Origin of the sequence: Phocaeicola sp. HCN-40430 (assembly GCF_037890285.1) — a bacterium.
GTDB classification, from domain to species: domain Bacteria; phylum Bacteroidota; class Bacteroidia; order Bacteroidales; family Bacteroidaceae; genus Phocaeicola; species Phocaeicola acetigenes.
The window spans coordinates 1-24,792 of record NZ_JBBKBS010000019.1 but is presented as its reverse complement, the minus strand read 5'-3'; the positions used below and the strand labels follow the sequence as shown (position 1 = coordinate 24,792).

At 40.7% G+C, this 24,792-nt stretch carries 12 protein-coding genes, 2 tRNA genes and 1 pseudogene; 10 read left to right on the top strand and 5 right to left on the bottom strand.

What is annotated here, in order from left to right; genetic code table 11:
- The first annotated feature begins 25 nt into the window (after positions 1-25).
- A complete protein-coding gene (locus tag WKU26_RS09195) occupies positions 26-2,068 on the top strand; it encodes a helix-hairpin-helix domain-containing protein (protein WP_340321749.1) in 2,043 nt (680 codons plus the stop codon).
- 556 nt (positions 2,069-2,624) lie between these two features.
- Complete coding sequence (locus WKU26_RS09190; RefSeq protein ID WP_340321748.1) at positions 2,625-3,404, top strand: radical SAM protein; 780 nt, start codon at positions 2,625-2,627, stop codon at positions 3,402-3,404.
- A gap of 338 nt (positions 3,405-3,742) precedes the next feature.
- Here WKU26_RS09190 and WKU26_RS09185 read toward each other — a convergent pair whose 3' ends face one another.
- The gene (locus tag WKU26_RS09185) at positions 3,743-5,434 is read right to left on the bottom strand and encodes a SulP family inorganic anion transporter (RefSeq protein ID WP_340321747.1); all 1,692 of its coding nucleotides are present in this window, start codon (positions 5,432-5,434) and stop codon (positions 3,743-3,745) included.
- Positions 5,435-5,660: 226 nt separating this feature from the next.
- Between WKU26_RS09185 and rbr the strand changes: the two genes are divergently transcribed.
- The 3 genes from rbr to WKU26_RS09170 all read left to right on the top strand — a co-directional run bounded on the left by rbr (position 5,661) and on the right by WKU26_RS09170 (position 8,141).
- A complete protein-coding gene (gene rbr, locus WKU26_RS09180; RefSeq protein WP_178265530.1) occupies positions 5,661-6,239 on the top strand; it encodes a rubrerythrin in 579 nt (192 codons plus the stop codon).
- A gap of 217 nt (positions 6,240-6,456) precedes the next feature.
- Positions 6,457-7,734 (top strand): phosphopyruvate hydratase, encoded by a 1,278-nt coding sequence (eno, locus tag WKU26_RS09175; protein ID WP_269878576.1) that lies wholly within the window; start codon positions 6,457-6,459, stop codon positions 7,732-7,734.
- A gap of 333 nt (positions 7,735-8,067) precedes the next feature.
- A tRNA-Asp gene (locus WKU26_RS09170) sits at positions 8,068-8,141 on the top strand.
- A 228-nt stretch (positions 8,142-8,369) separates the two neighbouring features.
- Here WKU26_RS09170 and mutS read toward each other — a convergent pair.
- Complete coding sequence (gene mutS / locus WKU26_RS09165; RefSeq protein WP_340321772.1) at positions 8,370-10,964, bottom strand: DNA mismatch repair protein MutS; 2,595 nt, start codon at positions 10,962-10,964, stop codon at positions 8,370-8,372.
- A gap of 137 nt (positions 10,965-11,101) precedes the next feature.
- Here mutS and WKU26_RS09160 point away from each other — a divergent pair, with 137 nt between their 5' ends.
- Positions 11,102-11,620, top strand: coding sequence for a flavin reductase family protein (locus WKU26_RS09160; protein ID WP_340321746.1), 519 nt, complete (start codon positions 11,102-11,104; stop codon positions 11,618-11,620).
- A 349-nt stretch (positions 11,621-11,969) separates the two neighbouring features.
- Here WKU26_RS09160 and WKU26_RS09155 read toward each other — a convergent pair whose 3' ends face one another.
- From WKU26_RS09155 to WKU26_RS09145, 3 genes are all read right to left on the bottom strand, one after another.
- Complete coding sequence (locus WKU26_RS09155; RefSeq protein WP_340321745.1) at positions 11,970-13,460, bottom strand: RagB/SusD family nutrient uptake outer membrane protein; 1,491 nt, start codon at positions 13,458-13,460, stop codon at positions 11,970-11,972.
- A 23-nt stretch (positions 13,461-13,483) separates the two neighbouring features.
- Complete coding sequence (locus WKU26_RS09150; protein WP_445323233.1) at positions 13,484-16,558, bottom strand: SusC/RagA family TonB-linked outer membrane protein; 3,075 nt, start codon at positions 16,556-16,558, stop codon at positions 13,484-13,486.
- A gap of 265 nt (positions 16,559-16,823) precedes the next feature.
- Positions 16,824-16,894: transfer RNA gene (locus tag WKU26_RS09145), tRNA-Gln, on the bottom strand.
- 135 nt (positions 16,895-17,029) lie between these two features.
- On the opposite strand from WKU26_RS09145, the gene WKU26_RS09140 reads away from it, so the two are divergent.
- The 4 genes and pseudogenes from WKU26_RS09140 to WKU26_RS09125 form a co-directional block, all read left to right on the top strand.
- Entirely contained in the window at positions 17,030-20,287 is a 3,258-nt protein-coding gene (locus WKU26_RS09140; RefSeq protein WP_340321744.1) for a S41 family peptidase, read from the top strand.
- Positions 20,288-20,371: 84 nt separating this feature from the next.
- Entirely contained in the window at positions 20,372-21,904 is a 1,533-nt protein-coding gene (locus WKU26_RS09135) for an arylsulfatase (RefSeq protein ID WP_445323232.1), read from the top strand.
- An 86-nt stretch (positions 21,905-21,990) separates the two neighbouring features.
- Positions 21,991-23,556: a hypothetical protein gene (locus tag WKU26_RS09130; RefSeq protein ID WP_340321743.1), complete on the top strand. Its 1,566-nt coding sequence runs from the start codon at positions 21,991-21,993 to the stop codon at positions 23,554-23,556.
- A 158-nt stretch (positions 23,557-23,714) separates the two neighbouring features.
- A pseudogene (locus WKU26_RS09125) lies at positions 23,715-24,721 on the top strand (glycoside hydrolase family 2 TIM barrel-domain containing protein); the annotation flags it as partial.
- Between the last annotated feature and the right edge of the window lie 71 nt (positions 24,722-24,792).

Genomic DNA, 24,792 nt, shown 5'->3' with positions numbered 1-24,792 from the left:
AGCTGTGAAAAACTTGTAAATAACAATGTGGATAAAGTATTTTATTGTTTGTGTATTAATTAGTTATACAGGAGTGAATATCTCTGCACAAACGTGGGTAGAATGGGAGGAGCAGGTTGCCGATGAACAAGATATAGTTTACTGGCAGGAACGCTATGAAGAAATGTCTGAATTAATAGAACATCCGTTCAATATCAATACAATTACCAAAGAGCAATTGGAGCAATTGCCTTTCTTGTCTGATAAGTTAATTGAAAACATCTTGTATTATCTTTATAAATATGGCCCGATGGTGAGTAAAAAAGAATTGTTGGGTATAGAAGGCATGGACTGGCAAACAAGGCGCTTGTTGGAAAAGTGTGTATATGTAGGCGAAGCAGAAGATGAAAAGAGTAAATTACGTTGGAGGAATATCTGGAAATATAATAAACAGGAGTTATTCACACGTGTGGATATTCCGTTGAATAAAAAAGCAGGATATGCTGATTATGATCCGGAGATTTTGGAAAAGTCACCTAATAAAAGGTATTATGGAGATCCAATATACAACAATATTCGTTACCGCTTCCGGTATCGTCAGCAATTGTTTGCCGGACTGACGGCTGAGAAAGATGCCGGAGAACCTTTCTTTCGCTTGTTTAATAAGAAAGGCTATGATTTTTATTCAGGTTATCTGTTTTTACAAGATGTGAAAAGGTGGAAAGCGATAGCATTGGGACACTATCGTGTCAGCTTTGGATATGGACTGGTAATTAACCAGGCATTTAGTATGGGAAAGTCTGCTTCTCTTTATACAATGAACCGGATGGGAAGGGGATTATCCAAATATACTTCTGTAGGTGAATATAATTATCTTCAAGGGGCTGGAGCTACTTATCGTTTGTCTGAAAGATGGAATATTTCGGCTTTTTATTCCTTTAGAAAGCAGGATGCAAATGTGGAAAACATGTTTATAACCTCGTTGAAAACTGATGGATATCATCGGTTGAGGAAGGATGTAGAAAAGATGAATACTGTAAGTAATCATTTGGCTGGCAGTAATTTATCTTATAATGGAAAGCATGTTGAATTGGGATTAACAGCTGTTTATAATGTATTTGATAAAGTGTTGAATCCCGATTATCGTAAATACAACCGGTACTATCCTCGTGGAAAAGATTTCTTTAATGCAGGAGTCAACTATAAATTCTTTTTCCGTCGGATGGTCTTTTCGGGAGAAACGGCAGTAGACAGGCAGGGAAAGATTGCTACAATTAATATGTTGAGTTATTCACCGACTGTCAATACTACTCTTCTACTTATGAACAGGTATTATGACAAACGTTATCAGGCTTTATATGCCAATGCTTTTGGAGAGAATTCTCGTATACAGAATGAGACTGGTATTTATATTGGTTTGGAAACTAAGTTATTAAATAAGATAAGGCTCTTGTATTATACTGATTTCTTTTATTTTCCCTATTATCGTTATCGGGTAGATAAGGAAAAAACAATGGGAATAGAAGAAAGGATACAAATAAGCTATTCACCGATTAATTCACTGTCAATGTTAATAAAGTATAGCTATAAAAATAAGGCTCAAAACTATACTTCTTCTCAAAAAACAAAGTTTGTATTGCCTTATATGCGTCATCGTCTGCATTATCAACTGTCTTATTCACTCAATGAACAGACCATGTTTAAAACCATGGCCGAATATATCCGTACTTCTTATTATAAAAGAGAGTATTCCAACGGACTGATGATAGGGGGAAGTGCGAAAGCAGGATTTACCGGTTTTCCGTTTCGGGTATCGGTCAGTGGGGCATGGTTTCGTACAGATGACTATAATTCTCGTATTTATATGTATGAACCCGGACTGTTGTATGCTTTTTCGATGAATTCGTTTTATGGAAAAGGTACTCGTCTGGCTGTGAATTTACGATATGCCTGTAATAATTGGTTAATGATACAGGGCAAATGGGGATGGACGCATTATGCAGACCGTAATCGGATTAGTTCAGGACCGGAAGAAATTATGGGGAATAATAAAGCGGATTTGCAGTTTCAGCTTCGGGTAAAATTCTGATAAATATAGGGATGTACCTTCTGATATATTAGAAAAGAAATTTGTAGAGAAGTCGGATAATTTCCTGTATCAGAAACGTTCGAAATACTCTAAAGATGCAGTATAAATTATACTTTTATCTAAATCCGGATAGAAACTAAATTGGAAATTGTCTTTTTTCAACAGAAAGATAATGTAGCAAGAATAAACAGATGATGATAAATGTCGGATACTGTAATCGACGGTGTTGAATATAGAGTTGTCGTTGTTGGCTGTATATTCTACGTGGGCGATTATGCAGCCGACGTCGTTGATTGGAGGCAGTGAATAGAATTATGGATACATATGATGATGAATGTCGTCCTTGTAATTTTGTAATAGCTTAAGATAAAATAAAAAACAAAGGTCTTTTCAGGTTTATTCTGAGGTGGGCTCTTTTTGTGGGTATTCTGAATACTGTGGAGATTTATTCACTATCTTTGTTCGGAAAAGGCAAGGATAGTCGAGGCGTAGACTGTAATTCATGGTTTGTCCGACTTTTCCATTGTATTTTGTGAATAAATCAACTTAGTAAATTATGGCAACAGTAATTTATCCCTCTCCCATTTTCGGGCCGATACATAGTCGCAGATTAGGTATATCATTGGGTATAAATCTGCTTCCTTCCGATGGGAAGTTTTGTACATTCGACTGCATTTATTGTGAATGCGGATATAATAAAGATCATCGTCCTACGCGTAAGCTTCCTACACGGGAAGAGGTGCGTGAAGCATTGGAAAGCCGTTTGAAAAAGATGCAGGAAGAAGGAGTTATTCCTAATGTATTGACATTTGCAGGAAATGGAGAACCTACCGCGCATCCTCATTTTCCGGAGATTATAGAAGATACATTGGAGTTGCGTAATAAATATTTTCCAGATGCAAAAGTAAGTGTGTTGAGTAATTCTACATTTATTCATAAACCGGAAGTGTTTGCGGCACTGAATAAGGTAGACAATAATATTCTAAAACTTGATACTGTCAACGAAGAGTATATCCGTATAGTAGACCGTCCTACTGGTCATTACGATGTACAGCGTATTATTGAAGGAATGAAGGCATTCAAGGGAAATCTGATTGTACAGACTATGTTTATGAAAGGGACAACAGAGGACGGAAGGAGCGTAGATAATACAACGGATGATTTTGTAATGGAATGGATAAAGGTGGTAAAGGAGATTGCTCCTCGTCAGGTAATGATTTATACGATAGACAGGGAAACTCCCGATCAACTACTGCAAAAAGCGACTCATGAAGAGTTAGACCGTATTGTGTCTTTGTTGCAGGAAGCCGGACTTTATGCTACTGCTTCTTATTAAAGGAAGAAGATAAAATCGGTTTCTGATAAAGATTTCAACAAGAAAATCTGATAGATGAGCTATCTCAAAGTAAAATTTGGGATAGCTTTTTTGTATTCGGTAAGTATAGTGTGTTACTGTTTGAAATATAGTATCAAAGGTATAGGCATAAAAAAAGGAGTACCGCTGTACTCCAACCTTTGTTAACCTTAAATCTAATACTATGAAAAACACGATGCAAAGGTACGGCTTTTCTGATATTCTGCAAATAAATCTACAAGAAAAGTATGTTTTGTAACATGTTTTAATAAATAGATATTATTCATTAAGGGTTATTAAATAAATAAGAGGTAGCCGTACTACCGTGATAGTTCGGCTATTTCTTTATTCGCTACTTCCAGCGCTTCGTTGATGTTACTGCAAATGTTTTCTTGACCCAGCAGTTCGTAGAAGCCGGATTTTTCCAATACCTTGTGTACATTGTCGTTTACTCCCGACAGAATGATGTGAATATTTTCTTTCTGTGACATTTTACACAGGGTAGTCAGGTTATGGATTCCGGTAGAATCGATAAAAGGAACTTTTCGCATACGGATGATACGGATGGTAGGACGGTCTCCCAAGCGTGCCATGATTTCTTCAAACTTGGTAGCAATACCAAAGAAGTAAGGACCGTTTATTTCGTATACCTCTACCCCTTTTGGGATAATCAGATGTTCTTCGCTTACTTTTAAATCAGATTCTTTGTTCGGATCTATTTCGTCGGTGATAACAGAAATTTGAGTGGTTTCCATTACACGCTTCATAAACAGTACGCAGGCAATAACCAATCCTACTTCAATAGCGACTGTCAAATCGAAGATTACGGTCAGGAAGAAAGTAATCAACAGGACAGTGACATCCGATTTTGGGTTTTTCAACAGTCCTTTAAACACTCTCCAGCCACTCATGTTATAAGAAACAATCACCAGTACTCCTGCCAGACATGCCATAGGAATATATTGTGCCAGTGGCATAAGGAACAACAGAATAAGTAGTAATACAACAGCATGTACAATACCGGCAATAGGAGAACGGCCTCCGTTGTTGATATTGGTCATCGTACGTGCGATAGCTCCGGTTGCTGGAATTCCTCCGAATATCGGTGAAATGATATTAGCTGCTCCTTGTGCAATGAGTTCTGTATTTGAGTCGTGACGGTCGCCGATAACTCCATCAGCCACAGCAGCAGACAGCAGGGATTCGATGGCTCCTAATACAGCAATTGTGATTGCTACAGGAAACAGATTTTTAATTGCTTCCCAGTCTAAAGCTGGAATAGCTGCAGCTGGCAGTTGTGCTTTAATGCTAAAACGATCGCCGATTGTATCAATACAGGTAATGCCTCCATACATTTTCAGAGCGTATACTCCAAGTGTAACAAAGATGATGGCTACCAGTGAGCCTGGAATCTTTTTGGAAAATTTTGGAGTGATGGCTATGATGATAATACTAACCAGACTGACTGCTACATTCCACCAGTTGACTGTATCAAAATGGTGGAAATAAAGAATCCATTTTCCGATGAAATCTCCTGGTATCTTTTCATCGCCAAATTTTAAACCAAATATATCGGCAATCTGAGTGGTGAAAATCGTTACTGCGATACCGCTGGTAAAGCCTACAATAATAGGATAAGGAATAAATTTGATGACAGTACCGAGCTTGAATACTCCTAATAATATAAGGAGAACTCCTGCCATCATAGTGGCTACCATCAATCCTTCGATTCCGTATTGCTGGATGATGCCATAAATGATAACAATGAAAGCACCTGTAGGACCTCCAATCTGTACTTTGCTTCCTCCTAAAAATGAAATAATGAAACCTGCTACAATAGCAGTAATGATTCCTTTCTCCGGACTTACTCCTGAGGCAATACCAAAAGCAATGGCTAATGGTAATGCTACAATTCCCACAATAATACCTGCCATGAGGTCTGTGCTGAAATCTGCCTTTGTGTAATTCTTAAGTGTGGAGAATAACTTGGGGTTAAAATCAATTCCTTTCATGATTTTCTTAAATGTTATTAAATATAAAAATTAGTGCAAAAGTATATAAAACATAGAACTTTTACTGGTTTTCAGATGTTTTTTCTTCAATAGGTAATATTAAATATTACTACAAGAACATTCTTTGTTAATGTATATTAAATATAAGATTGTAATTATTACAAATTTGAATAAAAACATTACCTTTGTGTCAAGAAATAAAATTAATAACTAAAACTTTACGACTATGGGAAAAAGTATTAAAGGAACAAGAACTGAAAAGAATTTGATGGTTTCGTTTGCAGGTGAATCACAGGCAAGAATGCGTTATACATATTTTTCAAGCGTAGCAAAGAAAGAAGGTTACGAACAGATTTCAGCTATTTTTGCTGAAACAGCAGATCAGGAAAAGGAACATGCAAAGCGTATGTTTAAATGGCTTGAAGGAGGAATGGTAGAAATTACTGCAAGTTATCCTGCTGGCGTGATTGGCACTACTCTTGAAAACTTGAAAGCAGCAGCTGCTGGTGAAAATGAAGAATGGTCTTTGGATTATCCGAAATTTGCAGATATTGCAGATGAAGAAGGTTTTCCTGCTATTGCAAAAATGTATCGCGAAATCGCTGTGGCAGAAAAAGGTCATGAAGAAAGATATTTGGCTTTCGTGAAGAATATTGAAGAAGGAAAAGTATTCAAGAAAGATACTGAAGTAGTATGGCAGTGCCGTAACTGTGGATACTTGTACGAAGGTACTGAAGCTCCTGAAATCTGTCCGGCTTGCTTGCATCCTCAGGCATTTTTCGAAGTAAAGAAGAATAACTATTAATAAGTGGTAGGTTTTCTGGATAGAATAAGAGAAAGTGCAGTTCTTGTTTTGTTCAGAGCAGATAAAAAGAGTCTGGTTTCTCTTTTGAAGCCAGGCTCTTTTCTTTTCTATAAAAAGAGGAGGAATAAAATACCTATTTTAAGGTATTGATCTGTGTGTCAGAACTTATCATATTTGCAATATCGATAAATGATTGTTTAAATTAAATGTAAATGATATGAAAATTAAAGCTATTATAGGTCGTGAGATTTTAGACTCTCGTGGCAATCCCACTGTAGAGGTAGAAGTGAAGTTAGAATCAGGAATTGTGGGCAGAGCTTCTGTTCCTTCTGGTGCATCGACTGGTGAACATGAAGCCTTGGAACTTCGCGATAAAGATGCCAATCGTTACGGTGGAAAAGGGGTGTTGAAAGCTGTTGAAAACGTGAATAAGATTATTGCTCCTGCTTTGGAAGGATGGTCTGTATTGGAACAGCGGGCTATTGACAAGAAAATGTTAGAACTGGATGGTACCAAAACAAAGTCTAAATTAGGTGCCAATGCCATTTTAGGTGTATCACTTGCTGTTGCAAGAGCTGCTGCCAATTATTTGAATATTCCTTTATATCGTTATATAGGTGGAGTAAATACATTTGTGATGCCGGTACCAATGATGAATATTATCAATGGAGGTTCTCATAGTGATGCTCCTATTGCCTTTCAGGAATTTATGATTCGTCCGGTAGGTGCTCCTTCTTTCCGTGAAGGCTTACGTATGGGAGCTGAGGTCTTTCATGCTCTGAAAAAAGTATTGCACGACCGTGGACTTAGTACAGCTGTAGGCGATGAAGGAGGTTTTGCTCCTGCTTTGAATGGCACCGAAGATGCACTTGAATCCATTCTTTCTGCGATTAAGGCAGCCGGATATGAGCCGGGAAAAGATGTGATGATTGGTATGGACTGTGCATCTTCTGAATTTTATAAGGATGGAGTATACGACTATACTATTTTTGAAGGAGAACATGGAAAGAAACGTACTTCCGATGAACAGATAGACTATCTGGAAGAGTTGATAAACAAATATCCTATCGATTCTATAGAAGATGGTATGAGTGAAAACGACTGGGAAGGTTGGAAGAAGTTGACAGAGCGTATCGGTAACCGTTGTCAGTTGGTTGGAGATGATTTGTTTGTAACCAATGTGGATTTCTTGTCGAAAGGTATTGCTACCGGATGCGCAAATTCTATTCTGATTAAGGTAAATCAGATTGGTTCATTAAGCGAAACACTTGATGCAATTGAGATGGCACATCGTCATGGATACACTACCGTAACTTCCCACCGTTCTGGAGAAACTGAAGATGCTACTATTGCTGATATTGCTGTAGCAACTAATAGTGGACAGATTAAGACTGGTTCGTTGAGTCGTTCAGACCGTATGGCTAAATATAATCAATTACTCCGTATTGAAGAAGAATTAGGAGATTTGGCTGTATACGGATACAAACGAATCTAAATGATGATATCACATATTGGGTAAGTGAAACGGACTGCTTTTACCGAAAGCAGTCCGTTTTTTGATAAAAGTGAGATAACTTCATGCTATAAGTTTCTCTTTTCTTCCATTTTTTATTATTGAATACAGAAAAATAACTTTTTGATATGAATTTATATTTCTTGCTTATAATGAGTATATTACATGTTTTTTACATATTTGTTCTATTGGATAGAGAGAAAAAAGCATCATTTTTTTAGAAAAAAGTTTGGGAAAGTTTTGCAGGATTAAAAAAAAGCACTACCTTTGCACCGCAATCGAGAGAGAAAGCAACGATAAAAACAAAAACTTAATGGTGCGTTAGTTCAGTTGGTTAGAATACATGCCTGTCACGCATGGGGTCACGGGTTCGAGTCCCGTACGCACCGCTTGAAAAAGTCCTCTAAGAATTTCTTAGGGGACTTTTTTTATATAAGTATTTCAAGCAATATTTATCAATGATTCTTTTTTGTATAGGAATATTCTTTATTACGTGTTTAATTTCGGGTTAATCAGATAAGTGAAAGTATTAGGTCTTCTTATTTATAGTGCCTTCTGTGGAAAAAGACCATTGTAAATAATACTTGTCAGAAAAAAGAAAATCGTCAAGGGAAGAATCATTTCCCCTTGACGATTTTCTTTATATCATTCAGCTTATTCAGTGCTTCGAGTGGTGTCAGATTATTTACATCCAAATGAAGTATCTCGTCGCGTATCTGACAGAGTACCGGGTCGTCCAATTGGAAGAAGCTAAGCTGTACCCCGTCGGAATGTGTCTTTTTCCCTTCCATTTTAGGCTTGCCAGACTGTATTCCTTCCTGACGGTTCTCTGTTTCAAGCTGATGAAGGATTTCATCGGCACGTTTGACAATCGATTTCGGCATTCCGGCCATTTTGGCTACATGGATACCAAAAGAATGCTCGCTACCTCCTCTTTCCAGTTTACGTAAGAAAATCACCCTGTTGTCTACCTCCTTGACAGATACGTTGTAGTTTTTGATACGCTTGAAACTTTGCTCCATATCGTTCAACTCGTGGTAGTGAGTAGCAAAAAGTGTACGGGCACGTGCTTTCTTATGCTCGTGTATATGCTCCACAATAGCCCAGGCAATGGAAATACCGTCGTAAGTAGAGGTACCGCGACCCAATTCGTCGAAAAGCACCAGACTACGTGGCGACAGATTGTTGAGAATATCCGCAGCTTCGTTCATCTCTACCATGAAAGTAGACTCTCCCACCGAGATATTGTCGCTGGCCCCTACACGGGTGAATATTTTGTCGACCAGTCCGATGTGAGCACTTTCCGCAGGAACAAAGCAGCCAATCTGTGCCATTAACGTAATCAGAGCCGTCTGTCGGAGTAAAGCCGATTTACCGGCCATATTCGGACCCGTAATAATGATTATCTGCTGCTCTTCTGTGTCAAGATATACATCGTTGGCAATGTATTTCTCTCCTAAAGGCAATTGCTTCTCGATTACCGGATGTCTTCCCTGATGAATATCCAGTATATCGTCATCGGCTACTACCGGACGGATATATTTGTTAGCTTTTGCCACACTGGCAAATGAAAGCAGACAGTCCAACCGCGCTATCTGATTGGCATTAATCTGGATAGCTGGAACAAATTCTGCCAATGCCATGACCAAATCTGTATAGAGGCGGTTTTCAAGAATCATGATTTTGTCTTCTGCCCCTAATATTTTTTCCTCATACTCCTTCAGTTCCTGGGTAATGTAACGCTCTGCATTCACCAAAGTCTGCTTACGAATCCATTCTGCAGGAACCTTGTCTTTATGAGTGTTACGTACCTCTATGTAATAACCGAATACATTGTTGTATGCTATTTTCAAGCTGGGAATACCTGTCTGTTCTATTTCCCGTTGCTGTATCTGAAGCAAATAGTCCTTTCCGGAATAAGAGATGCGGCGCAATTCGTCCAACTCCTCGTCTACTCCGTCTGCAATAACGCCTCCTTTGTTAATCAGTAAAGGCGGATCGTTCTTTATTTCTTTGGCAATCCGGTCGCGGATGGAAGTACACAGATTCAGATGCTCCCCAATGCGGCGAAGGCTTTCATTTTCCGCATTCAGGCAGGCATTTTTTATCGGCTCTATGGCTTGGAGTGCAATCTTAAGCTGTACCACTTCACGTGGAGAAATACGTCCTACTGCGGCTTTCGAAATGATACGTTCCAAGTCGCCTATCAGATGCATTTTTTCTTCAATAAAATCCTTGAACTCCGGTTCTCGGAAGAAATATTCTACCACATCCAACCGTTCGTTGATAGGTTTTACATCTTTTAGGGGGAATACAATCCATCGTTTCAGCATACGTGCTCCCATAGGGCTGATGGTATGGTCGATGACATCGAGCAAGCTCGTACCTCCTTCGTTCATACTTCCAATCAGTTCCAGGCTGCGTACTGTAAACTTATCCAGACGTACATAAGAATCTTCTTCTATTCTGGAAAGTGAAGTGATATGTCCTATCTGGTAATGCTGTGTCATATCCAGATACTGGAGAATTGCTCCCGAAGCGATGATACCGTTTTTCAACTGTTCTACTCCAAATCCCTTCAGATTCTTGGTTTCGAAGTGCTTCAACAGTTTTTCGCGGGCGGAAGTTTCTGTAAAAATCCAGTCATCCAGTTCGAATGTGAAGAATTTGTTGCCGAAATTTCCTTCGAACATTGGTTTTTTACCCCGTTCGAACAAAACCTCTTTCGGGCCGAAATTATTCAGAAGTTTGTCTATATAATCAGTAGGACCTTCGGCTGTCATGAACTCTCCGGTGGAAATATCAAGAAATGCTACTCCACATGCGGTTTTTCCGAAGTGTACAGCTGCAAGGAAGTTGTTCTCCTTGTATGACAAGACATTGTCGCTGATGGCTACTCCCGGTGTAACCAGTTCGGTAATACCTCTTTTCACCAGTTTCTTGGTGGTTTTCGGATCTTCCAGCTGGTCGCAGATGGCTACTCTTCTTCCGGCACGAATCAGTTTGGGTAAATATGTATCGAGTGCATGATGTGGAAATCCTGCCATTTCCACTGTTTTGCTTTGTCCGTTGGCACGTTTAGTCAGTGTGATTCCTAAGATATCGGCAGCTGCTACTGCATCTTCCGAGTAAGTTTCGTAAAAGTCACCACACCGGAACAACATGATTGCATCCGGATGCTTGGCTTTCAGGTCGAAGTATTGTTTCATCATAGGAGTCAATACAACATCAGTATCTTTTGCCACAGTCAAGTCCTTTCTTTTTTTGATTATACCTTTCTATTAACAAGGCAAAGATACGTTATTTTTCTTACTTTTGTAAGTTAGTTTTTAACACAAATACTGAAGATATGAAAGAAATAAAAGCAACGGAACTGACAGATAATCTGTTTCAGACAATAGGAAAAGAGTGGATGCTGGTGACAGCCGGAACACCGGAAAAGTTTAACACCATGACAGCAAGCTGGGGTGGTACAGGATGGTTATGGAACAAGCCGGTAGCTTTTGTTTTTATCCGTCCGGAGCGTTATACTTATGAATTTATAGAACAGCAGGATACGCTGACTTTGTCCTTCTTGGGAGAAGCACACAAAGATATTCACAAGGTTTGTGGATTTCAGTCGGGAAGAAATGTGGATAAGGTAGCAGCAACCGGATTGAAACCTTATATTACAGAAGAAGGCAATGTAACATTCGAACAGGCCCGTCTTGTCTTTGAATGTAAAAAGCTGTATGCCGATATGATTAAGCCTGAACTGTTTTTCGATAAAGAACTGATAGATCGCTGGTATGGCGAAGGACATGGTAATTTCCATAAAATGTATGTAGTGGAAATTACTCATGTATGGATTGATGAGAATGTAAAGTAATCTGCTTATAGAAAGAAAAAGAGGTATGTTTTTGGAGTAAAAGCCTTTGTCTGCTCCAGTAAAAATTGTTTGTTATACTTGTCTTTTTCTATAATCGACGACGTCGGATGTACAATCGTCGTCGTTGGTTTTGTAATCCGCGTCGCTGGCCGTACAGCCGACGGCGCGGATTACACTTTGTTGTTTATGGCAGCAGATGAAGCTACAGCTATCTGCTCTTCTTTATTTTGCATACAAGTAGATTGCAATTTACTTCTTTTCTTGTATGGCATAAAAAAAGCCGACTTCATATCCGAAGCCGGCCCTGAATGAAAACTTTATTATACAGTCATCACCTTTCAACAATATCTTATCGTGGATTCTGCTGCATATTAGGGTTTGCATCTATTTCCGTTTGTGGAATAGGCAATGCCAGACGCAAATCGTTGGGAGCAATACTGTTGGCTTGTGCATCCTTGATTGTGTTCAGATGCCATCCGCCTTCCCGCTTGATGGTCAGTTTATTTCGGGTATAGTCGTAAAGAGCCAACCCCTCTCCTACCAGTTCTTTGCGTCGTTCTTTCAAGATTCTTTCCAATGTAAATTCTGCTGCTTCTACAGTCTTTGCCGGATTGGTACGACGGCTTACGATTTCGTTAAGATACTCTCTGCCTTTGGAGGATTTATCTCCACCCAGCTTGAAACCTGCTTCTGCTGCATTCAGATAGATTTCGGATAAGCGTACAATACAGAGGTTATTGTCTCTTGGGTCGCCGCTTTTCCCCGGGTATTTAGTCAGATAGACTTTTTCCGAACGGGCAGCTTCAGGAAGACCTTCATTGTTGGAAATGACGGAAGCTTGTGTCAGACAGTGCCGGATGTCATTCGGATCTTCGTTCAGTAAATCCAGATAAGCTTTTGTCAGTATCAGATTGTTCCAGTCTACTTTGGCTTCGTTGGCATACACCATGGGAGCACCTTCTCCTCCCGATCCTCCGGAAGGTTCTGTGAGTGAAAAATAAAATTCGAATAATGATTCCGACTGGAAGTCTTTGCCCCATACATTAGGATACTCTTCGTACGAGTACAGTTGATAAAGTTGTTTGCTGTTTTCAATAACATCGGTAGCAGCTGTATAAGCCGCTTCGTTATCTCCTTTATTCAGATATACTCTGGAGAGCAGACCTTGTACGGCCCAGTAATTTAAGAATCCGTCTGTTTTCTCTTTACTCAATCCGGACAATGAGTTACTGAGGTCTTCAATTACCTGCTTATAACATTCTGCTACTGTATTCCGTTTTGGCTGGTGAGTCTGGTCTGTAATCGTTGTTTCGACGGGAACTCCAAGTGAAGCTCCGTTATCGTAACTGTAAGGCATACCGAAAAGACGTGTCAGGTCGTATAAAGCCAGTCCGCGCATGGCCAATGCTTCCGATTTGATACGGTTTAGCGATTGGGTATCGCTGGTTTTTACATTTCCCTCTTCGATATAAAACAGTAGGTTATTGGTCTGGCGTATTACTTTATACGCCTGATTCCATACCAGAGTAATGTTGAAGTTATCACTTGCCAGTACATTGTATTCATAATAAGGAGAAACACGTCGTCCGGCTCCTTTGCTTTCGCGAGCCTGTACATCTTCTGCTCTGCAATCTCCATAATACAGATAGTTATCTCCATAATAGCTGTGGGCAGAAGCCAGACGGTAAATTCCGTTTAAGGCACTTTGTGCATCTTCCAGTGTTTTGATAGCTTCTGGAGTTTGAATAGAAGTCGACGGGTCTACGTCGAGCCAGTTCTCGGAGCAAGAAGAGCTTCCGAGAGTCATCAGAATGAGTATATAAGTATAAAATTGTTTCATAACATTCAGTATTAAAATAGAGTTTAGAAAGTCAGTTGTACACCAAAGCTAAAAGTACGCATAGGAGGTGCTTCACAGAATACCTCTCCGTTGACAGGAGTTTCCGGATCGTATTGATTCCATTTTGCCCAAGTCAGCAGGTTGCTTCCCGAGAAATAGAAACGGGCTTTATTGACCATTACTTTTCTGGTCCACTCTCGAGGAAGAGTATATCCCAAAGTCAGGTTCTTGAGACGCAAATGGTCGGTGCTGTGGATATAGCGTGAGGAATTGTTGTCGCTTGCCGACTGGTTGTAAACAAAGCGGGGAACATTTGTCTGGTCGCCTGGTTTCTGCCAACGGTCCATAGCATAAGCAGGAAGATTATACTTTGAACTATATATATTGCTTGTTCCGTTTTCAATGTAAGTTCCCAGTTTGTCGAACGAATATCCTCCCAGTGAATAAGTAAGTGTAAAACTTAAATCCACTTGTTTATAATTTAATATGTTGGTCAGACCACCTGATATCTTAGGATTCACAGACTTGTATGGGATAGCCTGTGCCTTGCTGATATCGTTGGTGATTTCTCTGCTGTAAGAACCGTCTTTATTCAGAGTATTGGTGTAATAGAGTGCATCTCCGTTTTGAGGATCTACACCGGCAAACTCTTTCACATAAAATGTGTGATATGGCAATCCTACCTTGTGTATGAACCAGGTACCTTCGATAGATTGCTCCAATTGGCCGTTCAAGGAAATAATCTTATTTGAGTTATGGCTTAAATTAAGCACGGTACTCCAGTTGAAATGTGGAGTTGCAAAGTTGATGGTACGCAGTTCAAACTCTACTCCTTTGTTGTTCAATTGTCCTACGTTGCTCAGGTAATTGGTAAATCCGGTTGTAGCACTGATAGGAAGGCTGTAAAGCAGGTCTTTGGTATCTCTGTTGTAATATTCTACACTCAAGAAGATACGGCTAAAGAATGCTAAGTCCAGTCCGATATTCAGATTGTAGTTCTTTTCCCACTTCAGATTCGGATTGGCCAGCGACGATTCATAAGAACCGAATCCGCCCATATAGCTTTGTCCGTAGGTATATAATCCCATGTATCCGTATAATGAATTGGGTTGATTTCCGTTTACACCATAAGAGGCACGTATTTTCACATCACTTAAAATGCGCTTGATTGGTTTCATAAACGCTTCGTTGCTTAAATGCCACATACCGGATACAGACCAGAAATTACCCCAACGGTTTTTGGGTGACAAGCGTGAACTTCCGTCCCGACGGAAACTTCCGGCAATGTAGTAACGGTCGTCGTAATCGTAATTCAGACGAGAGAGATACGATAGCATTCTGTATGCCTGGGTAGACGAAATAAAGCTGTTCAATACAGAAGCATTGTCCGGTTCCACCAGATTGCTGTTCGACGGAAGGCGAGAACGTTCTCCCGAAGCCTTATCTGTCTGATAACTTTCTATTTCGTATGCTGCCAGTACATCCAGATGATGTTTATAGTTGAACGTGTGTACATAGTTCAGCGAAGTAGAAGAAATCAGTTTTCCATATTCAATAAACCCTTTGGAAGTCTGTGCATCGCTTCCGCTTTTAGGACCGGCAGCACTCATCGGATTGAAGTAGCGTGAATCCTTCTGAATGGTATAGTCGTAACTTAAAGTTTCTTTTAGTTTCAGTCCTTTGAGTGGTTCGATGCTGGCATAACCTGTAGAAAACATACGGGTCATACGAGTTCGGTTGTAGTCAGTAAGAATATCTCGCAATGGGTTAAATGTTGTACCAGGATAAGCTCCTATATAATTTCCCTCTTTATCTCTTACGGTCATGGAGGGGTTCATGAGCATGGCTACATCGAGAAATGGATTGATGGAAGAACCTCGTTCTTCGTTCATTTCCTGATTCATCTGAGTAAACATGACGTTGGCTCCTACTTCTCCGTATTTTCCTACTTTCTGCGACATATTCAGTCGTGCCGAATAGCGGTCGAGGCTGGAGTTTCTTGCCAACCCTTCCTGACTGTTATAACCTAATGAAGCATAGAAAGTAGTGCGTTCGTTTCCTCCCGATACGGAAGCTTCGTAATTTTGATGTATGGCTGTGCGGAGCAGTTCTTTTCTCCAGTCGGTATATCCCAGTTCGGGAACATAAGCATATTTGCCTATTTCCTGGCTGGCGTATTCCGAAGGCGATTTCATTTGTTTGTCGAGTGCATAGTTGTACAAGCCTTCGTACAGCAGTTCGTATCGCTGGTCACCGCTTAAAGTCGGTCTGAAGTCGACAGCTGCATCAGAAAAACCTCCGGCAATGTTCAGTGATACCTGAGTCCGTCCTGCCTTTCCTTGTTTGGTAGTAATAAGAATTACTCCATTGGCTGCCCGCGAACCGTAGAGTGAAGCTGCCGCCGCATCCTTGATGACGGTAATATTCTCAATATCCGACGGGTTCAGTGTACTCATAATATTGGTTTTGGAGTTATTCATATAGGCCGCATCAGCCCCTCCGGTACTAAGGCTGCCTGATGTTACAGGAACTCCGTCGATTACAAATAAAGGTTCTTGTGAAGCATTGAAAGAACCCATACCACGGATACGGATACTTTGATTGGCACCCGGTTGTCCGGAACTACTGGTAATATTGACACCGGTAGTCATACCTTGCAGCTTTTGTTCCACGGTCATTACAGGAACGTTCTTCATCATATCTGCGCGGAGTGTATTTGCCGAACCGGTAAAGGAGGATTTGGAGAAGTTCCCGTATCCGGTTACTACCACTTCGTCCAAACTCATGGATTCAGCTTCCAGGCTAATGTTTAGTATGCCGCTACTGGGGGCTTTCAATTCTTGAGTTCTCATTCCTAAGTACGCAACTACCAGTGTACAGTCCGAATTCGGGATTTGAAGTATATATTTCCCTTCAATGTCGGTTACTACACCTTGTGCTTCGTTACCTTTTACAGAGATTGTAGCACCGATAAGCGGCTCACCGTCTTCTGCGGAAGTTACAATTCCTTTGATTTCCTTGTTCTGTGCAAGCAATGGCTGATAGCAGAGACTAATCAGTATAGCAAGCAAAATCTTGATTCTGAAAATTGTCTTCATAATGTTTTATCTTTAGCATAAAACAGTAGTTCAAACTTCAGACCAAACAGAAATATGGTTTGTAATATGTTGTAAAGCGGTAATATGATAAAATCATTGTAGAGTTTTTCTACAAGACAGGCGAAAGAATCTACACAATGAAAGTGTAAAATTGGAATTGTGAAGATTTGAAATAAATCAGAGACACAACGGGGATGATAGTCGAAGAGTATATAAATAAGGGAAAATAAAAAAACTCTGAAAGAATTCTTTCAGAGTTTCAGCGTTGGACTACCAGGATTCGAACCTGGACAAACAGAACCAAAACCTGTTGTGCTACCATTACACCATAGTCCAAACATTAAATTCACTTTCCTTAGAAAGCGTTGCAAAGATAAATGTTTTGTATTATATGCTCCAAATAATTTTTCACTTTTTTTCGTGGCTAAGGTAGAATCATTATCTTTGTCTGTCAATTAATCAAAGAATTATATGAAGAAATTGTTAGTCTGTCTTGCATTGGGAGCAAGCGGTGTGGCAGGTTTTGCTACTACTCCGCTATGGATGCGTGATGTGCGTATTTCTCCTAATGGTCAGGAAATAGTATTTTGTTACAAAGGTGATATTTATAAAGTTAGTACAAAAGGAGGGGAAGCTGTTCAATTGACTACTCAGGATTCTTATGAAGAAAATCCGGTGTGGTCGCCGGATGGAAAGCAAATCGCATTCTCAAGCAACCGCTATGGAAACAGCGATATCTTTATCATGTCGGCCAATGGAGGTTCTGCAAAGCGTCTGACGACTCATTCTGCTGCTGAAACTCCGTCTTCATTTACTCCTGACGGTAAGTATATATTGTTTTCGGCTTCTATTCAGGATCCGGCAACGAGTGCTTTATTTCCTACTGCGGCAATGACAGAGCTTTATAAGGTACCTGTTGCAGGAGGAGCTGTACAGCAAGTATTGGGTACACCTGCCGAAATGGTTTCTTTTGCTTCGACTGGAGATTTCTTCTTGTATCAGGATTGTAAAGGATACGAAGACAAGTGGCGTAAGCATCATACTTCTTCTGTTACACGTGATATCTGGAAGTATGATATAAAGACTGGTTCTCATACTAATCTGACGAAGCGTGCAGGCGAAGACCGTGAACCGGTATTGGCACCGAACGGAAAAGATGTATACTTTTTGAGCGAACGTAATAATGGTTCGTTCAATGTATATCAGTTTGCTTTGGAAACTCCGGAGAAAGTACAGGCTGTAACTTCTTTCAAGACACATCCGGTTCGCTTTCTGTCGGTTGCGGAAAATGGGATGCTTTGCTATACATACGATGGTGAAATCTATACGCAGGCAACAGGAGCGAAACCTCAAAAGGTAAAAATTAACGTTACCCGTGATGATGAGGATATTCCGGTGATGTTGAACATGACAAGGGGTATTACTGCAGCTACTCCTTCTCCCGATGGAAAGCAGGTAGCCTTTATTGTACGTGGAGAGGTGTTTGTAACTTCTGTAGAATATGGTACTACCAAACAGATTACACATACTCCGGAAGCGGAAAGTGGAGTTTCTTTCGGAGCAGATAACCGTACTTTGGTGTATTGTAGTGAGCGAGGCGGAAAGAAAGGATTGTATCTTGCCAAGATTACCCGTGAAGAAGATCTCAACTTCCCTAATGCAACACTGATTGAAGAAGAAGCACTGCTCCCTTCTGATAAGGTGGAACGTACCGCTCCTCAGTTCTCTCCAGACGGTAAGGAAGTGGCTTTCATTGAAGACCGTTCCCGTTTGATGGTGGTAAACCTGAAGAGTAAAAAGGTACGTCAGATAACAGACGGTTCTACCTGGTATACTCGTTCTTATCCATTCGACTATTCATGGTCTCCGGATGGAAAATGGTTTGCTTTGGAGTTTATCGGCAACAAGCATGACCCGTATTCGGATGTAGGTATCGTGAGTGCCGATGGAAAAGGTCAGATTGTAAATCTTACCAATAGTGGGTATACCAGCGGTTCTCCTAAATGGGCAATGGATGGAAATGCCTTACTCTTTACTACCGAACGTTATGGTATGCGTAACCATGCTTCATGGGGTTCGCTGGATGACGTAATGATGGTATTCATGAATCGGGATGCATACGATAAGTTCCGTCTCAGCAAGGAGGATTACGAATTGCAGAAAGAGCTGGAAGCCGAACAGAAGAAAGCTGCAGAAAAGAAGGAAGACAAGGACAAGAAGAAAGATAAGAAAGAAGAGAATGACAAGAAAGAGGAATCGAAGTCTGTGGTTGTGGAACTGGATGGTATCGAAGACCGTATCGTACGCCTGACTCCTAACTCTTCAAGTCTTGCATCGGCTATCCTTTCCAAAGATGGAGAAGACTTGTATTATCTGTCTGCCTTCGAAGGAGGATTTGATATGTGGAAACTGGAATTAAGAAAAGGTAATACCAGTCTGCTGCATAAGATGGATTCGGATGCTGCCTTCATGGAGACTGATAAGGACGGAAAGAATATCTTTATCATCAGCAGCAGTTCGATGAAAAAAATGGATAGTGCATCCGAAAAACTGAAGCCGATTTCTTTCAGAGCACAAATGAAGATGGATTTGGCAGCAGAACGTGAGTACATGTTCAATTTTGTATATAAGGAAGAAAAGGAACGTTTCTACAGAACCGACATGCATGGAGTAGATTGGGATGCTATGGCTGCTGCATATCGTAAGTTCCTGCCTCATATCAACAATAACTATGACTTTGCCGAACTTTTGAGCGAGTGGCTGGGTGAGCTGAACGTATCTCATACCGGTGGACGTTATTCGGCTTCTCTTCCTGGTGAGGCAACAGCTAATTTAGGCTTGCTGTACGACTGGGGCTATACAGGCAACGGATTGCGTGTGGCAGAAGTGGTAGAGAAATCTCCTTTCGACCGTAGTACATCGAAGGTAAAGGCTGGAGTTATCATTGAAAAGATTGATGGAGAAGAAATCAAGGAAGGTATGGATTATACACCGTTGCTCAATGGTAAGGGTGGAAAGAAAGTACTGGTTTCTTTGTATGACCCACAAACCAAATCGCGTTGGGAAGAAGTGGTGAAACCTATTTCTAACGGTGCATTTTCTTCTTTGCTTTACAAGCGTTGGGTGAAACAGCGTGCGGCGGATGTAGAAAAATGGTCGAACGGTCGTTTGGGTTATGTACACATCGAGTCGATGGACGATGAAAGTTTCCGTACTGTGTATTCGGATATTTTGGGTAAATACAACGACTGTGAAGGCATTGTAATTGATACTCGTTTCAATGGAGGTGGCCGTTTGCACGAAGATATTGAAGTACTGTTCAGCGGTAAGAAATATTTTACTCAGGTAGTACGTGGACGTGAAGCTTGTGATATGCCGAGCCGCCGCTGGAACAAGCCTTCTATCATGGTACAGTGCGAAGCTAATTATTCCAATGCACATGGTACTCCTTGGGTATACAGTCATCGTAAGCTGGGTAAGCTTGTCGGAGCCCCTGTTCCGGGAACCATGACCAGTGTAAACTGGGTAACTTTGCAAGACCGTAGCCTGGTATTTGGTATACCGGTAGTAGGTTATCGTTTGCCCGATGGCAGTTATTTGGAAAATACACAACTTGAGCCGGATGTATATGTATTGAATACTCCTGAAACCATTGTCAAAGGAGAAGATACACAATTGAAAGCTGCTGTCGACGAGTTGTTGAAAGACATAGATCGTAATAGAAAATAAAAAAAGATTGATGCCGGTTCTTCTTTGCTGATAGTGGCAGGAAGAACCGGCATATTTGTTTGTTAATATGCTTAAATCTATCGTATGATGTGGAATTATCGTTCTTTATTTGTAAGTGCAGGTGTTTTGGCTGCTGCATCCTCAGGTATTCACGCAGCCGACAAACCTTCTAAGCCCAATATTATTTTTATTCTTTGTGACGACATGGGCTATGGCGACTTAGGTTGCTATGGACAGAAGTATATTTCTACTCCTCACTTAGACCGTATGGCTCAGGAAGGTATGCGCTTTACACAAGCCTATGCCGGAAGTCCGGTGAGTGCTCCTTCGCGTGCTTCTCTGATGACAGGCCAACATTCCGGCCACGGACATGTACGTGGAAACAGAGAATATTGGAAAGATGTACCTACGATGAAGTATGGCAATAACGATGAGTATACATTAGTGGGGCAGGAACCGTACGATCCAGGACATATCATTTTGCCCGAAATCATGAAGAAAAACGGTTATACAACCGGTATGTTCGGCAAATGGGCTGGAGGATATGAAGGCTCCAGTTCTACTCCGGACAAACGTGGAATAGACGAGTATTATGGCTTTATTTGTCAGTTTCAGGCACATTTGTATTATCCCAACTTTCTGAACCGTTATAGCAAGTCGAAGGGAGATACAGCTACAATTCGGGTGGTGATGGATGAGAATATTCAGTATCCGATGTATGGTGACGAATATAAGAAACGTCCTCAATATTCGGCAGATATGATTCACCGGGAAGCCTTGGAATGGCTCGACAAGCAAGATGGTACACAGCCTTTTTATGGATTCTTTACCTATACACTTCCTCATGCAGAGTTGGCACAGCCTAATGATTCTATTTTGAAGCACTATAAGGAAAAATTCTTTGAAGACAAGACTTGGGGAGGAAGCGAAGGCTCTCGCTATAATCCGGCAGTACATACACATGCCGAGTTTGCTGGTATGATTACACGTCTTGACGCATATGTAGGAGAGATTTTGGCAAAGCTGAAAGAAAAGGGTTTGGACGAGAATACTCTGGTTATATTCAGTAGCGATAACGGACCTCACGAAGAAGGAGGAGCCGATCCGGAATTCTTTGGAAGAGACGGAAAGTTGCGTGGACTGAAGCGACAGTGTCATGAAGGAGGAATTCGCGTACCATTTATTGTGCGATGGCCGGGACATGTTCCGGCAGGTGTAGTCAATGATCATCAGTTGGCTTTTTACGATGTAATGCCTACCTTCTGCGAACTGATAGGTGATAAAAAATTCCCTAAAAAATATCTGAATAAGAAGTTAGAAGGTGATTGTTTCGACGGTATTTCTTTCGCTCCTACTCTGCTGGGAAACAATAATAACCAGAAACAGCACGATTTTCTGTATTGGGAATTTCATGAAACAGACCAGATTGGAGTACGTATGGGCGACTGGAAACTGGTGGTGAAGCAAGGTACTCCTTATCTGTATAATTTGGCTGAGGATGTCCATGAAGACCATGATGTGGCAGCACAACATCCTGATTTGGTAGAACGTATGAAGGATATTATTCGTCGGGAACATCGTCCTAATGATTTATTCCCAGTCACTTTACCTCAATAAACCTGAGTTATAACTGATACAGTTTGGAGGTGGTACATATCTGTTTTGACCTTCTCCCGACTGTATCTATTTTAATCTAATTACTTATGAAATATTCTATATGGCTTCTTTTGTGCCTTTGGGGAAGTATTACGACCTTGTATGCCCAGTGTGATACTGTATCGGTAGGTGTGAAATCGGATGGAACGGAACTGAAGGCAGCAGCTTTTTCTTTCCATCGCTATATCGAATCGTTTACTCTTTCGCCTGATGGGAAGAAGTTGCTGATTACTTCTCCCGATTGGGACAAGTATCCGAAATCGCTCAAAAATAAAGGACAGTTTGCTTTGTATAATTTGCATACCATGCGGAAAGAGTGGGAGTGGGAAATGGATTTTCCTTATACCAAGGTAAGCTATACCCGGTGGGGTATTTTGAAAAATAGATTTGCCAAACTTTCCCTGATTGATACTGTAACTATGGAACCATTGTGGAAGTTGACATTGTCTCCTGCATACCTCGATGATTCACTGGGTATTGTATTGGGATATGGTAATAACCAGAAAAAGCTCAAGGCTATACAGATGAAAGATGGGAAATTGCTTTGGGAGGCTAAGATTGGGCATAAATATGGGTGGACTCAGTTTTATCCGCTTACATCGGAAGAGGTCTTGATTGTAGGTGATCGGGTGGAGCGACTGAATCTACTGACAGGCCAACACTCTACTTATGAAGCAAAAACCGGAATTATAGACAAGAAAATGATTGCAGGCATGGTGATGCTGGGAGTTGTAGCCGGGGCTATGGGAGCTATGGCTGGGGCTATGGTAGCTCCTGGAGGTTCGGTAGTGGTTCCCTATTGTTTTCCTGTACCCAGTGCGAAAGTTATCTCGGGAATGACTTCGAATGTAATACAGACTGATTCATGTTTCTACTTAGCCGACCGGAATAAAGTGGCGTGTCTGGATTTGCAGTTGACTCCAAAATGGGAATGTGAATTGCCGGATAAGGCATCTTCTTCATATTTGAGAGTGGAAGACGATGTCTTGCATTTGGTTAATACTGGATATGGTGTAAAAGGTGGAATCAATAAGGTTAAGGTCGGGAAAGCGTTTGTGGCGGGATTTCGAGTATCGACCGGAGAGCAACTGTATTGGAACTATCTCCCTGAAAAGGAAGACCGGATTATAGAGTGTGCATATGCAGAAGATAAAACATATATGCTGATGCCCGAGGGGCTGGCTTATCGGAATGTAGGAGATTCTGTGCTGAATGTGGCACGGTGGGATACCGAGAAACGTGGAAAGCTGGAAGGAATGATTAATTATACGGTATATGAATGTGATTCATTGTCGGGTGGTTTTTTGCCAGTAGAGTATAATGAAACTCGCTTACCTGTCTTTACAGAGCAGGGACGTCTATATGTGGTAGACAAAAACTTGTGTGTATACCACGAATACGGAGCCGAATCGCTTTATTTCCCTTGTGCGGATATGGGTGACTACGTATGCATCTACAATAAGGATGATTTTAGACTGATTCATAAACTGGGTATGCCGATTTCCTCTCTGTCGGTAGGATGGAATCAGGGTATGATGACTGATACACAGCTTATTCTACTTGACAATCAGAATCGTTTACTGTTTATTGACAAGAAAGATTTACTGGAATAAACATCATTACGGGGGTAGCTAAGTATTGAAGTATTTTCTCGTGTTTTTGAGATTATCTTTAGGTAGATACACTTTGGGATATCAATAGAGATAAGTGTGGTAAATTGGAATAATCTACTAGTAATTTATTCCATACTTCTTGTGGCTTATACGAGTAGGAATGGCAAATGTTGAAAGACGGGCAGGTAATGCGTAGCGGAGGAGTTTCAGTACAGGCTGATACAAAAGGGGAATGGTTGCTGAATGTGAGATATCTTCAAAAGAATCGGGAAGGATTGATACCTGCCGGTCATGTGGTCGCAAAAGCTCAGTTGGCTTTGACCGAATATCAGGCACCTTCTATGGAGTTGAAGAATGTTGAAGAAAGCAATCAAGCTGTTGTTGTTCCTCGTATAAAGAATGAGAATCAAAATCGGATGGTGGTAGAAGGTACTCATTTCAATATCCAGTTTAACAAACAAAATGGATATATGGATAAGTATGAGGTGAATGGAGTGAATATGATAAAAGATGGAGAGGCATTGACACCAAATTTTTGGCGTGCTCCGACTGATAATGATTTTGGAGCCATGCTTCAGCAGAAATATGTAGCATGGAAAAATCCAGGTATGAAACTGTTGTAAAAGTGGTACAGAAAATGACAGCAGACAAAAATGCTGATGTTTCCAATTTATTCCGTTTTGGTATGCAATTGGTGATACCTAAAGCGTTCGATAAAATAGCTTATTATGGACGTGGTCCGGTAGAGAATTATGTAGACCGTAAGAGTAGTGCCGATTTAGGTATCTATAATCAATTGGCAAAAGATCAGTTCTATGCTTATATCCGTCCACAGGAAAATGGAACGAAGTCGGATATACGTTGGTGGAAACAGACGAATGCTGCGGGTAACGGATTATGCTTCGTGTCCGAAGCTCCTTTCTCAGCATCGGCTCTACATTATACTATTGATTCATTGGATTCCGGTTGGGTAAAAGAACAGAAACATTCCAATGAGGTGGAAGAGGCTGATTTGGTAAACCTACTGATTGATAAAGCTCAGATGGGACTGGGATGTGTAGACAGTTGGGGAGAATTGCCAAGAGAAGAGTATAGATTGCCTTATGGTGATTATGAATTTACTTTCATTATGACACCGGTTACTCATCAGATTATAATTAAGTAAGCTGTGTTGTTCTAAGGGATAGATTGTGTAGAGAGAGTCTTTTATATTCTCTTTTATTGCTGTCCGATAAA

Excerpts from the sequence above, each read along its gene's own strand:
- rbr (WP_178265530.1), top strand. The coding sequence starts at position 5,661 with ATGGGAAAAAGTATTAAAGGAACAAGAACTGAAAAGAATTTGATGGTT.
- WKU26_RS09155 (WP_340321745.1), bottom strand. The coding sequence starts at position 13,460 with ATGAAACAATTTTATACTTATATACTCATTCTGATGACTCTCGGAAGC.
- mutS (WP_340321772.1), bottom strand. The coding sequence starts at position 10,964 with ATGATGAAACAATACTTCGACCTGAAAGCCAAGCATCCGGATGCAATC.
- WKU26_RS09190 (WP_340321748.1), top strand. The coding sequence starts at position 2,625 with ATGGCAACAGTAATTTATCCCTCTCCCATTTTCGGGCCGATACATAGT.
- WKU26_RS09140 (WP_340321744.1), top strand. The coding sequence starts at position 17,030 with ATGAAGAAATTGTTAGTCTGTCTTGCATTGGGAGCAAGCGGTGTGGCA.
- WKU26_RS09135 (WP_445323232.1), top strand. The coding sequence starts at position 20,372 with ATGATGTGGAATTATCGTTCTTTATTTGTAAGTGCAGGTGTTTTGGCT.
- WKU26_RS09150 (WP_445323233.1), bottom strand. The coding sequence starts at position 16,558 with ATGAAGACAATTTTCAGAATCAAGATTTTGCTTGCTATACTGATTAGT.
- WKU26_RS09160 (WP_340321746.1), top strand. The coding sequence starts at position 11,102 with ATGAAAGAAATAAAAGCAACGGAACTGACAGATAATCTGTTTCAGACA.
- WKU26_RS09185 (WP_340321747.1), bottom strand. The coding sequence starts at position 5,434 with ATGAAAGGAATTGATTTTAACCCCAAGTTATTCTCCACACTTAAGAAT.
- eno (WP_269878576.1), top strand. The coding sequence starts at position 6,457 with ATGAAAATTAAAGCTATTATAGGTCGTGAGATTTTAGACTCTCGTGGC.
- WKU26_RS09195 (WP_340321749.1), top strand. The coding sequence starts at position 26 with ATGTGGATAAAGTATTTTATTGTTTGTGTATTAATTAGTTATACAGGA.
- WKU26_RS09130 (WP_340321743.1), top strand. The coding sequence starts at position 21,991 with ATGAAATATTCTATATGGCTTCTTTTGTGCCTTTGGGGAAGTATTACG.